15 protein-coding genes are annotated in these 15,546 nt (G+C 69.6%); 1 reads left to right on the top strand and 14 read right to left on the bottom strand.

Features of this window, described 5'->3' with window-relative positions:
* The 14 genes from AB1609_04140 to alr all read right to left on the bottom strand — a co-directional run.
* Positions 1 to 443 (bottom strand): histidinol dehydrogenase (locus AB1609_04140; GenBank protein MEW6045659.1); only part of this gene is annotated, 443 nt, incomplete at its 3' end.
* 7 nt (positions 444 to 450) lie between these two features.
* Entirely contained in the window at positions 451 to 1,128 is a 678-nt protein-coding gene (hisG, locus tag AB1609_04145) for an ATP phosphoribosyltransferase (GenBank protein ID MEW6045660.1), read from the bottom strand.
* An 82-nt stretch (positions 1,129 to 1,210) separates the two neighbouring features.
* Positions 1,211 to 2,482 carry a GNAT family N-acetyltransferase gene (locus tag AB1609_04150; GenBank protein MEW6045661.1) on the bottom strand — a complete coding sequence of 424 codons (1,272 nt, stop codon included), beginning with the start codon at positions 2,480 to 2,482 and terminating at the stop codon, positions 1,211 to 1,213.
* A gap of 51 nt (positions 2,483 to 2,533) precedes the next feature.
* Positions 2,534 to 3,934, bottom strand: coding sequence for an ATP phosphoribosyltransferase regulatory subunit (gene hisZ, locus AB1609_04155; GenBank protein MEW6045662.1), 1,401 nt, complete (start codon positions 3,932 to 3,934; stop codon positions 2,534 to 2,536).
* Positions 3,935 to 3,940: 6 nt separating this feature from the next.
* Positions 3,941 to 4,771, bottom strand: coding sequence for a carbohydrate ABC transporter permease (locus AB1609_04160; protein MEW6045663.1), 831 nt, complete (start codon positions 4,769 to 4,771; stop codon positions 3,941 to 3,943).
* A gap of 37 nt (positions 4,772 to 4,808) precedes the next feature.
* Complete coding sequence (locus tag AB1609_04165) at positions 4,809 to 5,651, bottom strand: sugar ABC transporter permease (protein MEW6045664.1); 843 nt, start codon at positions 5,649 to 5,651, stop codon at positions 4,809 to 4,811.
* A 76-nt stretch (positions 5,652 to 5,727) separates the two neighbouring features.
* The gene (locus AB1609_04170) at positions 5,728 to 7,827 is read right to left on the bottom strand and encodes a CehA/McbA family metallohydrolase (GenBank protein ID MEW6045665.1); all 2,100 of its coding nucleotides are present in this window, start codon (positions 7,825 to 7,827) and stop codon (positions 5,728 to 5,730) included.
* Complete coding sequence (locus AB1609_04175) at positions 7,802 to 9,067, bottom strand: ABC transporter substrate-binding protein (GenBank protein MEW6045666.1); 1,266 nt, start codon at positions 9,065 to 9,067, stop codon at positions 7,802 to 7,804. The genes AB1609_04170 and AB1609_04175 overlap by 26 nt, the downstream gene beginning before the upstream one ends.
* 195 nt (positions 9,068 to 9,262) lie before the next feature.
* Positions 9,263 to 10,876 carry a glutamine-hydrolyzing GMP synthase gene (guaA, locus tag AB1609_04180; protein ID MEW6045667.1) on the bottom strand — a complete coding sequence of 538 codons (1,614 nt, stop codon included), beginning with the start codon at positions 10,874 to 10,876 and terminating at the stop codon, positions 9,263 to 9,265.
* Positions 10,876 to 11,496: a hypoxanthine phosphoribosyltransferase gene (gene hpt, locus AB1609_04185; protein MEW6045668.1), complete on the bottom strand. Its 621-nt coding sequence runs from the start codon at positions 11,494 to 11,496 to the stop codon at positions 10,876 to 10,878. The genes guaA and hpt overlap by 1 nt, the downstream gene beginning before the upstream one ends.
* Positions 11,497 to 11,518: 22 nt before the next feature.
* Positions 11,519 to 12,025 (bottom strand): cyclic pyranopterin monophosphate synthase MoaC, encoded by a 507-nt coding sequence (gene moaC, locus AB1609_04190; protein ID MEW6045669.1) that lies wholly within the window; start codon positions 12,023 to 12,025, stop codon positions 11,519 to 11,521.
* Between the two features lie 23 nt (positions 12,026 to 12,048).
* On the bottom strand, positions 12,049 to 13,377 hold the full coding sequence (gene glnA / locus AB1609_04195) for a type I glutamate--ammonia ligase (GenBank protein MEW6045670.1): 1,329 nt from the start codon (positions 13,375 to 13,377) through the stop codon (positions 12,049 to 12,051).
* Positions 13,378 to 13,522: 145 nt separating this feature from the next.
* Positions 13,523 to 14,020, bottom strand: a complete 498-nt coding sequence (locus AB1609_04200) for a helix-turn-helix domain-containing protein (protein MEW6045671.1) — start codon at positions 14,018 to 14,020, stop codon at positions 13,523 to 13,525.
* A gap of 134 nt (positions 14,021 to 14,154) precedes the next feature.
* Positions 14,155 to 15,297, bottom strand: coding sequence for an alanine racemase (alr, locus tag AB1609_04205; protein ID MEW6045672.1), 1,143 nt, complete (start codon positions 15,295 to 15,297; stop codon positions 14,155 to 14,157).
* Between the two features lie 62 nt (positions 15,298 to 15,359).
* Between alr and AB1609_04210 the strand changes: the two genes are divergently transcribed.
* Positions 15,360 to 15,546: HTH domain-containing protein (locus tag AB1609_04210; GenBank protein ID MEW6045673.1), on the top strand; the 187-nt coding region annotated here is incomplete at its 3' end.

The following is a 15,546-nucleotide window of genomic DNA, read 5'->3' on the forward strand; positions in this document are numbered from 1 at the left end:
GCCCGGCGCACGGGCCCCGGATACCATCCCACGGCGACGCCGGGGGCGGTCACCTCGAAAACCGGGGAGGGAAGCTGGCGCCGGTGGAAGCGTTCAACGGCGCCCGCAGCCGCCCGCAGAGCCGGCACCAGCGCGGCCAGGGCGGGGTCGCCCGCGGCGCTTTCCAGCCGTTCGGGGCCGATCCACAACTCGCCGGGGGAAAGGGAGATGCCGTCAAGTTCCCGGGTCCAGCGGATGACGGCGCGGTCGCCCTCCCGCCGGACGCTCTCCACGATCCTCCGCACCGCGTCCAGCGGTGTCGTGCCAGGCCCGAACAGCCGCTCCAGGGTGGCGACCGCCCGGGCCGGCGGCTCCATCTCGAGAAGCGGCGGGCGGCGGACTGCAGAGAGGATCTCCGCAGCCGTCTGGCGCCGGGTGTCGAAGCGCCGGATCATGCCGACCATGGCCTTTTCACGTCCGCCCCCCGAGTCGCGCCCCGGAGACGGCTTCCCGGAGCTCGGCCACCAGGCGGGAAATGCGGTCGTATTTCAGCTTCCAGCGAACCGGGTTGGCGATGAGCCGCCCGGAGATCTCGGCGATGGTCGCGATGGGCTTGAGGCCGTTGGCCTGCAGGGTTCGGCCCGTTTGAACCAGGTCCACGATGACGTCGGCCAGGCCCACCCTGGGCGCCAGTTCGATCGAGCCGTGCAGCGTCACCACCCGCGCCGGCACACCCCGGGCGTGGAAATACGCCAGAGTGGTCCGGGGATAGCTGGTGGCGACCCGCAACGGGGCCGCCATCGCCTCAATGGCGTCGATGCCGGACGACTCGGGCACCGCTAGTTGCATGCGGCAGCGCCCGATGCCGAGGTCGAGCAGTTCGGCGACCGCCGATTCGACCTCCATGAGCACGTCCTTGCCCACCACACCCAGGTCCGCCGCGCCTGCCTCGACGAAGGTAGGCACGTCAAGGGGCTTGGCCAGGAGAAACCGGACGCCCGCCCCGTGGTCGAGCGTCACCAGGTCACGTGACGCCCCGATTGCCGCGCTCGCATCCAGGCCCACCTGACCGAGGAGTGCCACGGCCTCCGAGGTCAGGCGCCCTTTGGGTAAGGCGATGGTGAGAGGGGATGCCTGTCCATCATCCACCGCGGTCAAGAAGCCCGGCCCTTCCGGTCCTGATTTGCACTGACGATAGCACGGGCCGCCTGCACCGGTCAACCGCCGGCGCTCATGTGTAATCGAGCCCCGCAGCCCACGGCCAGGGCAGTGGAAAAGCCCCTTCGGGTAGCGACGGGTGCCCGTCTTCGACCGCTGTGCCCGCCCCCCCTGCACGGCCGGCCTCAGGGTCTGGCGAGGCAGGTGGGGCACCCCACACCCACGCCTCGGGGCTCAGCGCGGCGCCAGGCGCGGCCGCCCCCTGGTGGGGCCAGCGCAGCGCCTCGGCCCTCTGGCGTCCCAGCCGCTCCACCAGGTAGGGCCGCAGTGCCTCAAGAAGGCGCTGCCCGTCCAGCACCCGCAACGTTCCATACTGGGGCTGCACGCGCTCAGGCCAGCCCGTCCGGCGCAAGAGGGCAAGCGCCTCCCGGTCCCACGGCAGCACGACCCAGACAAGAGGTGCGCCCACCGCCGCGGCCACGCGGGGGGCGCTTGCCACAAGAGCCGGACGGCTTCCCGTCGCCTCCATCACGCGAGCCGGCCTGCCCGACCGGGCAGGGTCAGGGGGAACGGCCACGATCCACGCTGCCACCGGGGGTTCGCCGGCGAGAAAGACGCGTGCCACTGTGCCCGAGGCCCGGGCGTAGCCCGCCGCCCCAAGCAGCGTGGCGAAGGTGTCGGCAGGCCGCACGAAGCGGACCGGCTCCCGGTGATAGAGGTCGATGAGCTGCGAGAAAAGCCCGGAGTCGAAGGCGGGCTCCCCGGTCCCGGGGTGCCCAGGGGGTTGGAGGCGCAGCTCGTGCAGTGGCCCAGACTCCTGCCCGGCGGCCCCGGGCGGCACCTCGAAGACATGGACCCGGCCGACCTTCTGGCAGCCGTGACGCAGGTAAAGGCCCCGGTCACCCGAGATCCAGGCGACAGGGACGCCCTCCTCTCTCAGCAGCCGGAACGCGTCGTCCAGGAGCCGGCTCGCCAGCCCCCGCCCTCTCCACTCGGGGTGCGTCACCACCGCCCCGATGCACCCCACCGGAAGGCGGTGGCCGTACAGGCTCACCTCGACCACCCGGATGCCCAGGTGGGAGACGAGTCGTCCCCGGTCTCCCGCTTTTCCGGGCTGCCTGGCCGAAAAGACTCGCAGGTGAGCCGCGTTTTCGGGGGAGAAGAGCAGCGGGAACATCGTCGCCATGTCGTAAGGCCGGCCGGTCTCGGCCGAAAAGACCAGGTCGGCGAGCCGGGCCGCCTCCAGCCACTCGTTGCCCTGCGCGGGCCTGGGCCCATCCAGCGCGACGCCGCCCGGCTCGGCATGAAGCGGAGCTTCCTGCGGGGTTCGGGGCGGCTGCGTCACCGGTCCATGCACCGTCCCTCCCTATACGCTCTGGAACGGCTGATACGTGGTCTAGTCCACCTGGGCAGATACTGGGGAAGAACCGGGTGTTCCTGCCATGCCGGGGCGAGGGGTGCGGCGAACGGCCGCGACGAGCTCGTCGAGGGCGAGGCGGGTAGGCTCGAAACTGCCTGAACGTAGCGGCCATCCCCATACTGTTACCCTGGCCGCCGCTTCAGGCCCGGCCGGCCCGGCGGGGGCTGCGACCCAAAGAGCACCCCGGCGCCGGGCGGCGTCGAGGCTTTCGGAGGCGGGCCGCTCCACCGGGTCCACCGCAGCCGTCAGCCCGGCCTCCCGGAGCCGGCGTGCCAGTTCCCAGGCAGCCCAGGCGCCGCCTTCCCGGGCCGGGGCATCCGGCAATGCGGCGTGCGGGGGCTCTGGACCTGGCGGCGCGGTGAGTACCCACACGTCCAGCCCCCGTTCCTCAGCCTGCCCGGCTCCTGCTCCCGGGGCTGCGAGCAGCCGGTCCAGGCTCGCAGCAAAGCCCGTGGAAGGGAGCGGCGTGCCGAAGCGCGCCATCAGGGTATCGTAGCGCCCGCCGGTCGCAAGCGACGCTCCGCCTCCCGGCGCATAGAGCTCGAAGACGGGGCCCGTGTAGTAGTCCAGGTCCTTGACCATGCCCAGGTCCACGGCAACGCTCGCCTCGAGCCCGAGCGCCCGCAAGTGTTGCATCAACCTCAAGAGGGACCGCAGGGCCCGCCGCCCGCCCTCGACGGGACATGTCTGCAGGGCGCGTTCGAGGGCTTTGTCATTGCCCCTGGACTCTACCAGGCCCGCCAGCGCCCGGGCGGCTTCCCCCGAAACCCCGGGTCGGCCCACGACCGCTTCAAAAGCCACGAAGTCACGACGTACCAGTGCCTGGCGCGCCTCCTGGCGGGAGGGCTCGGGGAGGAGTCCGAGCAGCGCCTGCACGTACCCGGCGTGCCCCAGCTCCAGGTGTGGCGCGGTGACGCCCGCTGCCCGGCACGACTCGTATGCAAGCGCCATGACCTCGGCGTCTGCCATCTCGGACGCCGGCCCTACCAGTTCCACGCCGGCCTGCCCGAACTCCGTGGGGTCGTCCGGCCGCCGCCGGTCGTAGCGGAAGACGCTTCCCACGTAGAAGAGCCGCAGCGGCAGCGGCGCCTCCTTCAGCCGTGCCGAGATGAGGCGCGCCACGGCGGGCGTCCAGTCAGGCCTCAGCACCAGCACCTGCCCCTCGCGGTCCACGAACCTGAAAAGATGCCGGCTCGACAGGTGTCCGCCGGCCGCCGTTACCACCTCGTCCAGCTCGAGGGTCGGCGTGATCACCTCCTGGTACCCCCAGGCCTCGAACAGGCTGCGCAGCCGCCCCTCGAGCCGGCGCCTGGCCGCCGCCTGTGGCGGGATCGAGTCGAACGTTCCGCTTGGCGTTTGAAAGGGGATGCCGCCCACCGCCGATCACCCTCGCAGGCCCGTTCGAATGATGCCCTCGATGAACTGCCGCTGCACCCCGAAGAACAGCACCAGCACCGGCGCCACCGCCATGGTTGAGGCGGCCATGGCCAGGTTCGGCACCGTGCCGTATTCCTGGAAGAAGGTGGCAACCCCGACCTGGATGGGCCGCATGTTCTCCCGGTTGGTCACGATGAGCGGCCACAAAAACGCGTTCCAGCTCCCGATGAAGGTGAAAAGCCCCGCGGTGAGCACGGCCGGCCTGGCGAGCGGCACCAGGATCCGGGTGAGGAACACCCATCGGGGGCAGCCGTCCACGCTCGCGGCGTCCTCCAGCTCCTGTGGAATGGTCAGGAAGAACTGCCGCAGCAGGAAGATGGAGAAGACGCTGATCATCCACGGCACGGTGAGTGCCAGGTAGGTGTCGATCCAGCGCAGGCGGGAGAGCACCAGGAAGTTGGGCACCAGCCTCAGGGGCTCCGGGATCATCATGGTCCCCACGAACACCGCGAAGAGCGCCTCCCGCCCGTAAAAGTCCAATCGGGCAAACGCGTAGGCCGCCATGGCCGACACCGTGAGCTGCCCCAGGGTGGTCACCACCGCCACCACGGCGCTGTTGAGAAAATAGCGGGCGAAGGGCGCGGCCTGCCAGGCGTCCACATAGTTTTGCCAGCGCACCGGGTCCGGGATCCACCGGATGGGGTCGGTGAAAACCTGAGAAGGCTCCTTCACCGAGGTGACCAGCATCCAGGCGAACGGCACGGCCATCAGCACCGCGCCGCCGACGAGCGCCGCATACAAAAGCCCCCGCGCCACTCCCCGTCTCCACGCCGCCATTCGACCGCCTGCATCCCCCTCGCCGGCATCGGGCGTCTTACTGGTAGTGGACCCTGCTCCCCAGGAACTGGCGCTGCAGGAGCGTCAGCACGAAAAGGAAGAGGAAGAGCACGTAAGCGATGGCCGACGCGTACCCGAAGTCGAAATACTCGAACGAGTGGCGGTACAGATAGTAGACCAGCACCATCGTGGAGTTGAGCGGCCCGCCCCTCGTCATGATGTAGATGGGCGAGAAGACCTGGAAGGCGCCGATGAGCGAGATCACCAGCACGAAGTAGGTCGTGGGCGACAGAAGCGGCCAGGTGATGTACCAAAACATCCGCCACCCCATCGCCCCGTCGATGGCCGCGGCCTCGTAGTATTCCCGGGAAATGTTCTGCAACCCAGCCAGGAAAAGCACCGCCTGGTAGCCGACCAGGTGCCACACCTGGGTCAGGGCCACCGCGGGCATGGCCAGCGCGGGGTCGAGCAGCCAGCGCTGGCGGGGCAGGCCCAGCGCGTGGATGGCCTCGTTGAGCAGGCCTCCGGCTGAGGGGTGAAACACGTAGTACCAGACGATGGCCGCCGCGTTGGCCGCCGTCACGTAGGGCAGGAAGTAGGCGGTACGCAGCGCACCCAGCCCCACCAGCGGCCGGTTCAGCGTCCAGGCCAGTGCCAGCGCGAGGAACATGGTGGTCGGAACGGACAGAAGGACGTAGTAGGCGGTGTTCTTCCATGCCTCCCAGAACTCGGGGTCGACCAGCAGCGCCCGGTAGTTGTCCGGCCCGACGAACGAGGCGCGGCCGATGATGTTCCACTCGAGCAGGCTCACGTAAAGCGCGTAGAAGACCGGCCCGACCTCGAACAGCCCCAGCAGCACCAGCGCGGGGAGGAGGAACACGAACGCGGCCAGCGTGGCGCGGGCGCGCTTAGACCGGGGCGCGCTCGCCGGCCAGGGGCGCCGCCCAGGCCCGGCGTCATTGCCCGCCCAGGAGGTATGCCACCAGGCGGTCTTCGAATGCGACGTTGTCGAACCCCCTCTGCCCGTACTCGTAAGGGGAGTAAGTGGGACCCGCAAGTGCCACGATCAGGCCTGCGCCCAGCCGCTCAGCAACGGCCACTGGGACAGCCGGCCTCGGCCCGGGCCGCCCCGCGGCCAGTACCGCAGGGCCCTCTTGAGACGGCCCGGCACCCGGCGGCCAGCCGTTCCACGTGATGGAGGCGGCGGCGCGCAGGCAGATCCGCCCCGGTGCGAGAGGCCCGTGCACGAGGTCGACCGCCCGGGCGTCTCCCGCCGCAGCCAGCGCTCCGCCCGCCGGCAGGGGCTGCGCCGCAAAGCGAAGGCTGGCTCCCAGGCCCTGCAGGGTGCGGTTCAGCTGAACCACCCCATGGGCGCCGGGGTCCAGGCTCCCCGCCAGCACCAGCCGGCCGCCCTGCAGCACGAACTGCCGTAGCGCTGCAATCTCGCCGTCCGAGAAGGTCTTCGGGGTGAGTGCGAACCCCGGCTCCGGCGCAGCGATGATGAGCACTTCCGCGCCCCTCAGCGTTTCTTCTGTAAACAGCCCCGTGCTGACCTGCGCCTCCACGCCGCCCTTACGCAGCCTGGCCAGGAACTCCCCGGCCAACCCCGTGTAGCGGTTGTTATGGCCCTCATCCAGAAGCACATGCCCCGCCGGCTTTTCCCGCACGGGAACCGAGATGGGATAGGCATTGGCCGGGTCCGGCCCGACCTCGAGCGTGAGGAACTGCACCCCCGAGGTCGCCGGGGTCCACTCCACCTCGACGGCGCGGGCGCTGAGGGGGCCCAGGTCGAGAACCTCCTGCGGGCCCTCCCAGCCGGGCGACCGCCAGTGCAAGCGCACCTGCGCGCCCTCCTGGCGGCCGTTGATGATGACCGCCCGGGCCCGGTAGGTCCGCCCTTTGATCCAGAGCGCCCCGGGGAGTTCGACCGAGGCGGCCCGGATGCCCGACGGGTGCTCGAACCAGATCGGGCTGGATATCAACAGGTCGCCGTCGGCCTGCAGCGCCCGCGCGTAAAACCAGGCATCCCCGCGCCCGGCCGGCACCGTGAGACTCAGGTTCGCCCGGCGGGCGCCACGCGTCTCGACGCGGCGCACCACCTGCCCGCCCGAGGCCACGATTTCAAGGCGTTCAAACGCGTCGGCGGGGTCGGGGTCCCAGAGGCTCACCGTCAACTCGGCGCTGTTCCGTAAGGGCAGCACCTCGCCCATCCAGGCCCCGCCCGACTTGAGGAGCAGGACGGCGTTGCGGTCTTCCGTAGCGTACGTGCGCCGGGCACGGATTGCCTCCACCAGCGCCTGCTCCGTCAGCGCCGGGGCCCAGACCGCCGTGCGGGTGGGCGTTGCCGTCCCCCACTGCGCCCGGTGCACGTCCGAGTTACCGGCCGCCCCCACCCGCCATCCCCGGTCCAGGGCCAGCTGGTAACTGAGTTCATAACGGATGTTGTTGGGAAACGGGCCGCCCGCCACCTCCAGCAGCTCGATGAAGCGGTCGGCACGCGGGTCGTAGCGGAAGGCGTCCCAGTTCTGCTGGATATCGAAGCCCGGGTGATTGAACTGGGCAAACAACGGCCCGCTTCGTTCAAACCAGCGGTAAAGATCCGGGTACGAGCGCACCGCATCCCGGTCGGGAAAACCACGCCACGAAAAGACGTTGATGTGTCCCTGGGCGCTCTGAGTCCACTCGGCGCCCGGCAGCGCCACGAAGCGCCCCGGCTCGGTGGCCGCCCTCGCGGCGTCGAAGTAAAGCGCCAGCAGATCCGGCCGGCCGTTGAGGCTGTAGGCGTGCTCGGAAAGCCCGAGGAAGTCCAGGCCGCCCGGGCTGCGGGCAAAGGCGTAGGCTTCGGCTGGGGTGCGTTCCCCATCGGAGTAGGAAGTGTGGGCGTGCAGGTCCCCAAAGTAAGTGCACAGCCCCTCCGAGCCGGGAACAGGGAGCGGGCAGTTCAGGTCCCGCGCCGCGGCCGCCGCGCCGGCAAGCACCAGCGCGGCGGCAAGGACGGCCACAACGAGCGGCGGCCGCGGACGCCCGCCTTCAGCGGCGCCGGGCCAGTTCGCCATTGGTCTTGCGCGCCGCCTCTTCCAGGGCATCCTTCGGCGTGGCCTTGAGCAGGAACGCCTGCTCCACGGCGTTGCTGACGAAGTTGCGGATGCGCTCCCACTCGGAGATAGGCGGATCGGTGACCGCGTACGGCAGCAGCACCAGCGGCGCGTCGTTGCGCGGGTCGGACTTCAGGTAAGCCTGCATCTCCGGAAGATCCAGCGCCGACCGGCGCACCGGCAGGTAGTAAGTGGCCATGAACCAGCGGGCGGTCTGCTTGGGCTGCGTGAGCCACTTCGCGAACTTCCAGGCTTCCCGCTTCGCCTCGGCACTGGCGGCCGCGTAGATAACCAGGTCGGTGCCGGCCACCGGCGTGCGCTGCGTTGCCCGGGTGGGCAGCGGCGCAATACCCCACTCGAACCTGGTGCCTACCGCCTGCTCCATGTACGGGCGGCCCGGTGTCGAGGTGGCGTAGGCGGCCACCTTTCCGGCCGCAAAGTCCTGCTCCAGGTAGCCCGGGATGTAGTAGGCCACCTTGTAGCGGTGGATCATGTCGACCAGGAACTGCAGCGCCTCCACACCCGGCTCTTCGTTGAAGCGTGCCTGCTTGTAGTCGCTCGTCAGCCACTCGCCGCCGTTGGTCAGCAAGAACAGCGCAAAGGTGTCCACGTTTGGCCGCAGCCCGTACCCGTAGCGGACGATCTCGCCGCCCTTGCGCAGCGTGGCGGCTTGGGCCGCTTTCAGCAGGCTTTCCCAGTCAGTGGGGGCCGTCAGGCCCAGCGCCTTGTAAACGGTGACGTTGTAAAACTGCACATAAATACTCTTGTTGAACGGGAGGCTCCACAGCACGCCGTCCCATCGGTTGGCCTCTAGCAAAACCGGCCAGAAGTCCGCAAGCTCCTTCCCGGACAGCCCGTCAGGGCCCTGAACGAACGGGTCGAGCGGGACGATGGCGCCGGCCTTCAGCAACTGCTCGGTCCAGTTGCTGTATGACTGCGAGATCGTGGGCGCCTGACCTGCAGCCACGGCGGCCAGCAGCTTCTGATTGAGCTGGCCGTAGTTGCCCTGGTACTGCTCGACGACCTCCACATCCGGGTTGACCCTGTTGTACTCCTCGACCATCTGTTTCAGCGTGTTGCCGAGCGGGCCGCCCATGGCGTGCCAGAACGTGACGGTGGTTTTGGCGAGCGTCCCCGGTGCCCATGCGACCAGAGCCAGAAGGAGCACGGCCGCCGTTGCCCCCGCGCGCCTCGCTAGCAAGTCCCAGCACCCCTTCCCGGTTTTGGTGCCCGTCAGCCGGGGCGTCCTGCCCCGGTACGGCCCGGTAGGGGCTTTCGGCGCGTGCACCCTGCGTTCCTGGCGCTTCCAGCCCGCTGGGAAGATCGGCCTGGAAAGGGGCGTTCATGGCCACCCGGACGCCGACGGGGGAGGGCCGGGGATGGTCGCCGAGCGCCCCTACTCCCACTCGATGGTGGCTGGAGGCTTGGGGCTGATGTCGTAGACCACCCGGGAGACCCGGGGCACTTCGTTGGTGATGCGGTGGGAGATGCGATCGAGGACGTCGTAGGGCAGGCGAACCCAGTCCGCGGTCATCCCGTCCTGGCTCTGCACGCAGCGCACCGCGACGACCGGGCCGTAGTTGCGGGCATCCCCCTTCACCCCGACACTGAACGCCCCGGTCCACACGGCGAAGGCCTGCCACACGTCTCGCGAAAGCCCGGCGCGGTCCAGCTCCTCCAGCACGATGGCGTCGCAGGCGCGCACCACCTCCAGCGCCTCGGGGGTCAGCTCGCCCACGACGCGCACGGCGAGCCCCGGCCCGGGGAACGGGTGGCGGTGGACGATCGGTTCCGGAATGCCCAGTTCAAGGGCGAGCCGGCGCACCTCGTCTTTGAAGAGGTACCTCAGCGGCTCGACAAGCTGGAGGCCCATCTGCTCCGGGAGCCCGCCCACGTTGTGGTGCGATTTGATGGTAGCCGTTCGGCCGCCGCCGGACTCGACCACGTCGGGGTAGAGCGTGCCCTGAACGAGGTACCGAACGCCCTCGAGGCCCGACGCCGCCTCTTCGAAGACCCGGATGAACTCCCGCCCGATGATCCGGCGCTTTTCCTCGGGGTCCACGACCCCCCGCAGGCGGCTCAGGAAGCGCTTTTCCGCGTCCACCCGGACGAGCGCCACCCCCAGGCGCCGGCCCAGCTCCCGTTCCACGTAGTCGGCTTCGCCCCGGCGCAAGAGCCCGTGGTCGACGAAGATGGCCACCAGCCGCTCCCCAAGCGCCCGGTGCACCAGAACGGCCGCCGTGCTCGAGTCCACGCCGCCGCTCAGCGCAACGACCGCCCGGCCTTCCGGGAGCGCCCGAGCCAGCTCCTGCTCGGCCCGCCTGGCAAAGTCCCGCATGTCCCAGCCCCCGGAGAGCCCCGCGAGGTCGTAGAGGAAATGGCGCAGAAGCTGCATCCCGAAGGGCGTGTGGGCCACCTCGGGGTGGAACTGCACCCCGAAAAGCGGCCGGCTCTCGTGTTCCATGGCAGCAACCGGCGAGACTTCCGTGCGCGCCACCGCGCGGAAGCCGGGTGGGGGACGGCGCACCAGATCGCCGTGGCTCATCCAGCACGCTAACCTCTGGCCCGGCTCGGCCACCGTGCGGAACAGCCGCCCGCCATCGCCACCGCCCTGCTCGCCGATCACCTCGAGGCCGGCGCGCCCGAACTCCTGGCGCTCGCCCCGCCGCACCTCGCCGCCCAGCCCGCGCGCCATCAACTGCATGCCGTAGCAGATGCCCAGGATGGGCACGCCGGATTCCCACAGGGCCGGGTCGACGGTGGGGGCGCCCGGATCGTAGACGCTGGACGGGCCGCCCGAGAGGACGATGGCGCGGGGCCGGCGGGCCAGGATCTCGGCAGCCGGCTGCTCGCCCGGCACCACTTCGCAGAAAACCCCGAGTTCCCGGATGCGCCGGGCAATCAAGAGCGTGTACTGGGCGCCCAGGTCGAGCACCAGCACCCGCTCGGTACCGGGCAGGCCGGCCGGATCCACGGTGATGACCCGGGGGGAGGGAGCCGGCTCCGGCATCAGTGACCGCCCTCGGAACCCACGACCTCGGGCCGCAGCACGCCGATGAACGGGAGGTTGCGGTAGCGTTCGGCGTAGTCGAGCCCGTAGCCTACGACGAAGCGGTTGGGGATCTGAAAACCCACGTAGTCCAGTTGAACCGGGATCTGGCGGCGCTCGCTCTTGTCGAGCAGCACGCAGACCCGCAGGCTGGCCGGGCGCCGGGAGTGGAGGTTGTCCAGCAGGTACCGAAGCGTCAGGCCCGTGTCCACGATATCCTCGACAATGATGACGTGCCGGCCGGCGATGGGCTGGTCCAGGTCCTTCAGGATGCGCACCACGCCGCTCGACTTGGTGCCGGCCCCGTAGCTCGAGATGGCCATGAAGTCCACCGAGGCGTGGATGGTGATGGCCCGCAGCAAATCCGACATGAACAGGACGGCGCCCTTCAGGATGCCGATCAGCGCCGGTTCCTTGCCCTGATAAGCCCGCGAGATCTGCCGCCCCAGCTCCCGCACCCGCTGCTGAATGCGGTCCGCCCCGATCAGCACCTCCTGGATGTCGCTCAAAAGCGGGTTGTGCGAGTCGGCGCACACCTCGGCCGCCACGTCAGGCCGCGCAAGCTGCGATTCCTGGCTCATGCGTCACCTGCCGCAAAGAGTCTCAAGTAGCGCCTCCGTGGCCTTCTTCCGGGTTGACCCAGGTCCCGGAGCGCCCACCCGCCTTTTCAACCAGGCGGATCTCCGAAATCCGCATACCCCGGTCCATGGCCTTAGCCATATCATACACGGTCAGCGCGGCGACACACACCGCGGTGAGTGCCTCCATTTCGACCCCCGTCACCCACCGGGCCGAGGCGCGAGCCTCGATTTCGATGCCGCCGCGCTCGGGAACGGGGCGCAGGTCCACCTCCACCGAGGTGACGGGGATGGGGTGGCACAGCGGAACCAGCTCCCACGTACGTTTGGCGGCCATGATGCCGGCGGTGCGGGCGACGGCCATCACGTCGCCTTTGGGCGTGCGGCCTTCGGTGATGGCCTGAAGGGTTGCGCCCTGCATGGAGACGAAGCCGCGCGCCGTGGCGCTGCGCCAGGTGGACTCCTTGGCGGAGACGTCCACCATACGGGCACGCCCCTGCTCGTCCAGGTGGGTCAAGCCCTCGGCGTGCACCCTGCACCACCCCCGCGACGACCTCAGAACGTCCCGAGGTACTGTTCGACCTCCCACCGGTGCACCTGCGTGCGGTAGACGTCCCACTCGATCCGCTTGGCCTCGACGAACCGGGAGAAGACGTGAGGGCCGAGCGTCTGGGCCATCAGCTCGTCCCGCACGAGCTCGTTGAGCGCCTCCTCCAGGGACCCTGGCAGGCTCCGGATGCCGGCGCGCTGGCGCTCGTCGGCCGTCATCTGGTAGATGTTCTTGTTCTGCGACTCGGGCGGGCTCATGCGCCGCCGGATGCCATCGAGCCCGGCGGCGATGATGACGGCGAACGCCAGGTACGGGTTGGACGCGGGGTCCGGCGAGCGAAGCTCCACCCGGGTGGACTGACCGCGCCCGGCGGGCACGCGCACCAAGGCGCTTCGGTTCTGCGCCGACCAGGAGATGTAGACCGGCGCCTCGTAGCCCGGAACGAGGCGCTTGTAGGAGTTGACCAGCGGGTTGGTCAGGGAAGTGAAGCCCCGTGCGTGGTGCAAGAGGCCGGCGATGAAGTAAAGCGCCACGGGAGAGAGCTGGAAGGGCCCGGCCGGGTCGAAAAAGGCGTTTTCGTTGCCCGTCATGAGGGAGATGTGGGTGTGCATGCCCGACCCCGCCACGCCGTAAATGGGCTTGGGCATGAAGGTGGCGTGCAGGCCATGGCGGGCCGCCACCGCCCGGGTGACCACCTTCAGCGTGGCGACGCGGTCGGCGGTGACCAACGCGTCCCCGTACTTGAAGTCGATCTCGTGCTGCCCCGGCGCCACCTCGTGGTGGCTCGCCTCCACCTCGAACCCCATGGTTTCCAGGGTGAGCACGATGTCCTGGCGGGCCTCCTCCCCCAGGTCGAGCGGCCCCAGGTCAAAGTAGCCGGCCTCGTCCTGGGTGTGGATGGTGGGCTTCCCCTCGGCGTCCCGGCGAAAGAGGAAGAACTCGCACTCCGGCCCCAGCATGACCCGGAAGCCAAGCTGGGCGGCCTCTTCCAGCACCCGCTTCAGGACGTAACGCGGGTCGCCCTCGAACGGCTGCCCGTCCGGGCGGCAGATGTCGCAAATGAGGCGCGCCGTGCGGTTCCCGTCCTGCAGGCCCGGGAAGATGCAGTAGGTCGACGGGTCGGGGCGCAGCACCATGTCCGACTCTTCGATGCGGGCAAAGCCCTCAATGGAGGATCCGTCGAACATCACGCCATCCGTCAGCGCCCGCTCGAGCTGGCGAACCGGGATGGCGACGTTCTTGACGATCCCGAGGATGTCGGTGAACTGCAGGCGGATGAACTCGACTCGGTCCTCGCGGGCCTGTCTCAGCACTGCGGCGGCATTGTCTTCCATTGCTGCGCGGCACCTTTCCGGAGCTTGGAGAGCCAGAATGCTCTTCGGATAATAGAAAACGGCGCCGCCTGTCCGGCGCTTGCTGCTCAGTACGCCGAAGGTTGCCGCGTTCCTGCCGCCGGCCTCTCAGGGATGTACCTGGAGATTATGGTTCAGGCTGGGGCTGCTCCTCGCGCTGCTCTTCCAGCCACCGCACCAGTTCGGCCTGCTGGTCCACGGGGAAAAGGGACGAAAGGCGCCGCCCCCGTGCCTGCCGGAAGAGCGCCGGATGAGCCGGGACCTCGCGGCCCGCGCCCTCGGGCTCCGGAGAAGCCCCGGCCTCCTGCCCCGGGCCCGCCGGCCCGGGAGCTCCTGCCTGCGCGGCGTCCCCCGCCGTCCCGGCCGGCTCGACGACCTCCTGCCCGGGTCCGGCCGCAAGCAAGGCGCGGACGCCCTCCAGGGTGAGCCCCTGTTCCATGAGGCCCTTGACCTGGCGAAGCCGGTCAACGTCTGCCGGCGAGAAGAGCCGCCGGTTGCCCCTGGTGCGGCTCGGGGTGAGCAGCCCTTCCTTTTCGTAATAGCGGATCTGCCGGGCCGAAAGGCCCGTCAGGCGCTGCACCACGCCGATAGGGTAAACGGGTACGCCCGGATCCACGCCCGGCATCTTTCCTTACAACCTCCTGACGCGCCCGCCGCCGAAGGGCAGGAGGGCGCTGGGATGCCGGCCCCGTTCCATCATACCCCGTACTGCGGCCCGGTCACAAGATTGCGGTGGCTCCCGTCCTGGCCGCAACCGGGTCAGGGATACAGCCGCGGCAGCCTTGGGCCCAGCTGTGTCACGATCTCGTAAGGAATGCTCCCGCTGATCTGCGCTGCCTCGTCCACCGTCATCTCGCCCTGATTGCCCGGCCCCAGCAGGCACATCGCCGCGCCCACGGGCGGCACGTCATCGCCTGTGTCCACCATGCACTGATCCATGCAGATCCTGCCCACCACCGGGTACAGGCACCCGTTCCACAGGGCCCGGGCTCGGTTGGAGAGGCGGCGGGTGAAGCCGTCCGCGTACCCTACGGGCAGGGTCGCGATGGTGGTGGCGCGCGTGGTCACGTGCGTGCGCCCGTAACTTATGCCGCTGCCGGCCGGCATGCGCCGCACCTCCGTCACGGCGGCCACCAGCCGCAACGCCGGCCGCAGGGTGGCTCGCCCTCGCAGGTGCGGTGCCGGGTAGTATCCGTAAAGCCCGAGGCCGAGGCGCACCATGTCGTAGCGCAGCTCGGGGGCCGCAAGCAGCCCCGCCGTGTTGACCAGGTGGCGCACCGGCGGCCGGAGGCCCGCAGACTCCAGAGCGTCCAGCACGGCAGCGAAGCGCCGGGCCTGCAGGCGCAAATAGCTGGGATCCTCTTCGTCTGCCGTGGCCAGGTGGGAGTAGATCCCTTCCAGCGTGAGGGGGCCGGCAGAGGCGCAGAGGCGGGCAAGGTCCACCGCCTCATCCGGCAACGCCCCAAGCCGCCCCATCCCGGTCTCCACCTTCAGGTGCACCCGTACCGTGCGGCGCTGCCGTGCCGCCTCCAGGGCCAGCCGGCGGGCGAAGCCCTCCGTGGTGACCGTAGCGGTCAGGTCGGCCGACACCAGCTCCGCCACCGGCTCTGCCGCCCCCTCGACCCCGAAGACGAGAATCGGTGCCGATAGCCCCGCCCGTCTCAACGCAAGCCCTTCCGGCGTCGTCGCCACCGCCAGCACCTGGGCTCCCGCCGAGAGCGCGGTGCGCGCCACCTCCACCGCCCCGTGGCCGTAGCCGTCCGCCTTGACCACCGCCATGACGCGGGCAGGGCGGGCTAGTTCGGCGAGCGCGCGGACGTTCGAGGCAATCGCGGCCCGGTCGACCTCGACCCACGCCCGGGCGCGCCGGTTGTTCTCGTCACTTCCCGTTATGGTTGACAATCTCGTTCACCTGCCTTAACGTCGGGTCCAGGTAAGCATTGGCGGTAAGGGCGGACAGGCCTTTGAACTCCGAGTTGAACCCCGACGACGCCCCCCTGGCGTGGTCCGGCCGTCTCTTCTCCCTGCGCCGGCTCCTCGAAGGCGGCCACTTCTGCTCCGGGCAGCACCTTGCCTTTCAACTCCGGGTCAGCCGCACGTCCGTCTGGAAGTCGCTTTCGGCCCTGCGAGCCCTGGGATACGAGATTGAAG

The organism is Bacillota bacterium (assembly GCA_040754675.1).
In the GTDB taxonomy this organism is placed as follows: Bacteria; Bacillota; Limnochordia; order Limnochordales; family Geochordaceae; genus Geochorda.

Bases quoted from the DNA above. Each gene is read 5' to 3' on its own strand.
- AB1609_04160 (MEW6045663.1), bottom strand. From the start codon at position 4,771: ATGGCGGCGTGGAGACGGGGAGTGGCGCGGGGGCTTTTGTATGCGGCG.
- AB1609_04170 (MEW6045665.1), bottom strand. From the start codon at position 7,827: ATGGCGAACTGGCCCGGCGCCGCTGAAGGCGGGCGTCCGCGGCCGCCG.
- guaA (MEW6045667.1), bottom strand. From the start codon at position 10,876: ATGCCGGAGCCGGCTCCCTCCCCCCGGGTCATCACCGTGGATCCGGCC.
- hpt (MEW6045668.1), bottom strand. From the start codon at position 11,496: ATGAGCCAGGAATCGCAGCTTGCGCGGCCTGACGTGGCGGCCGAGGTG.
- glnA (MEW6045670.1), bottom strand. From the start codon at position 13,377: ATGGAAGACAATGCCGCCGCAGTGCTGAGACAGGCCCGCGAGGACCGA.
- AB1609_04200 (MEW6045671.1), bottom strand. From the start codon at position 14,020: ATGCCGGGCGTGGATCCGGGCGTACCCGTTTACCCTATCGGCGTGGTG.